General features: G+C 66.6%; 1 protein-coding gene. It reads left to right on the plus strand.

Translation table 11 applies throughout. The annotated features are described in order from the left end of the window. Positions 1 to 23 precede the first annotated feature (23 nt). The coding region (locus L4923_RS31040) for a hypothetical protein (protein WP_275448663.1) at positions 24 to 2,281 on the plus strand (2,258 nt) is incomplete at its 3' end.

Below are 2,281 nucleotides of genomic sequence, written 5' to 3' on the forward strand. Positions count from 1 at the left end.
TTCAGCATTTGGGAGCGGAATAGATGTCTTCGACTTCGGTGCATTCGAATGCGTTCAACTTTGTGAGTTTTGCGCAGCACGGCGTTGATCCCCGCACTGGGCAGTACACGGTTTCGCTGGAATTGCCGGAGTTCCAGGCCAACGAGCTTGCCGGGCCGTCGCTGCCGCTGAGGCTTGCCTTCAATCCGCTCAACGGGCTCGACATGGGCTTCGGGCTGGGCTGGGACCTGAACCTGTCGCAGTACCGTCCCGCCTCCTCCATCCTGTCGCTGTCCACCGGCGAGACCTTCAAGGTGACCGGCTCGGGCGCCGAGCCGGCCATCCGCGAGCGCAAGCTCAGGAGCTTCCGCTTCTTCGACCTCGGCGGCGGACAATACAAGGTCGCCCACCATTCGGGCAGCATCGAGATCCTCGACACCATCGGCCCCTCGACCAACCGCATCGCGCTGCCCGCCCGCGTCCTCAACGCCGCGGGTTTCGGGCTGAGCCTCTCCTATGGCAGCTTCGCCTCCGGCATTCCCATCCTCGAGGCCGTCCACGACGATGCCGGCAACGAGCTGCTGCGCATCGCCCGTTCCGACTACCAGCTCGAGGTGCTGTTGTGGCCGCGGGCCGGCGAGGGCGGCGCGCCGCTCGCCCGCTTCCTGCTCAGGCTCGACAGCCGCCACAGGGTCACGCAGATCGTCCTGCCCACCCCCGAGCAGGCCGCCTGGCACTTCACCTATGATGAGATCGGCGACGACAACACGCTGTGCATCACCCAGCTCGGCACGCCCCTCGGCGCCAGGGAACGCATCGAGTATCTCGACGAGGGCCATCGTTTCCCCGATGCCGCGCGACGCTCGCCCCTGCCGCGGGTCACCCGCCACATCGTCGAGCCGGGCTTCGGCCAGCCCGCCCTCGACACGCGCTACAAATACACCGTCCACAACTTCCTCGGCCACGGCGCTTCCCTCGACTGGAGCGACGACGGCCTCGACAACCTCTACAAGGTCACCAGCTACACCTACGGCACCACCCAGGAGCTGTGGGCCGACGGCAGGGCGCTGCGCAGGATCGAGCGGACCTTCAACCGCTTCCACCTGATGACCGGGGAGGTCACCACCCAGGACGACTGCGTCAAGCGCGTACTCACCACCTACTATGCCGACCATGGCGGCGATGTCGGCAAGCCCATCGACCAGCAGCCCGCGCAATGCCAGCTGCCCATGAAGGTCGAGACCCGCTGGGAGCGCGCCGACGACGCCTCGAAATGGCGCGCCGAGACCGTCGCCACCAGCTATGACGAACATGGCAACCTCACCGAACAGGTCAATGCCGACGGCACCAGGGAGGTCTACACCCACTATCCCGCCGAAGGCGGCGACGGCTGCCCGCCGGACCCGGAGGGCTTCGTGCGCAACCTGCGCTCCAGGACCGTCCATCCCGCCGCCTCCGACCATGGCGAAGCGCCGGTCCTGGAGACCGTCACGCGCTATCGCCAGCTCCCGCCCAGGCCCGGCCCGCATGCAACCCCCTTCCTGATGCCCGAGAGCGAGACCCTCTTCGAGATCGCCCCTGCCGCCGGCCGCAGACGCACCCCGCGCAGGATCGAGCTCAGCCGCAGCCTCACCGAGTATCATGACGATCCCGCCGACCTCTTCCGCCTCGGCCGCCTCAGCAGGCGCGCCGAGACCATCAACGGCAAGACCACCACAACCGAGTACGCCTATGGCAAGCCCGCCAGCGCGCTGCTGGCAGGGGAGACCGTCCTCGAGGTCGCCGAGACCGTCACCGGCTTCGACGGCACCGCAAAGACCATCATCCAGCAGCATTCCCTCCTCAACGGCATGGCGCTGCTGGTCGAGGACCTCAACCAGGTCCGCATCCGCTACACTTACGACGCCCTCCAGCGCGTCACCGCCGAGACCGTAGCCCCGGGCACCGAATACGAGGCCACCCGCTCCTACGAATACAGCCTCGCTTCCGCCGCCCCCGGCAGCCAGCCCCAGCAGGTCGCGACCGACGTCAAGGGCATCAAGACCAGGACCCGCTTCGACGGCCTCAACCGCCCCACCTACGAGGAACGCCAGGACCCCGACTTCGCAGCCAACAACGACATCATCAGGCAGCCCGCCCCGTTCCGCCAGACCTATGCCGCAAACTACGACAGCAAGGGAAACCTCGTTCAGGAAACAAATGTCGACTGGGGCGCTGACCACGGCGAAATCAGAACAACCTCGTCATACGCCTACGACAATTGGGGCGAGCTCTGGCAGACCACCAACCCAGATGGCACAAG

Origin of the sequence: Terribium retamae (assembly GCF_022347545.1) — a bacterium.
GTDB lineage: Bacteria > Pseudomonadota > Alphaproteobacteria > Rhizobiales > Rhizobiaceae > Mesorhizobium > Mesorhizobium retamae.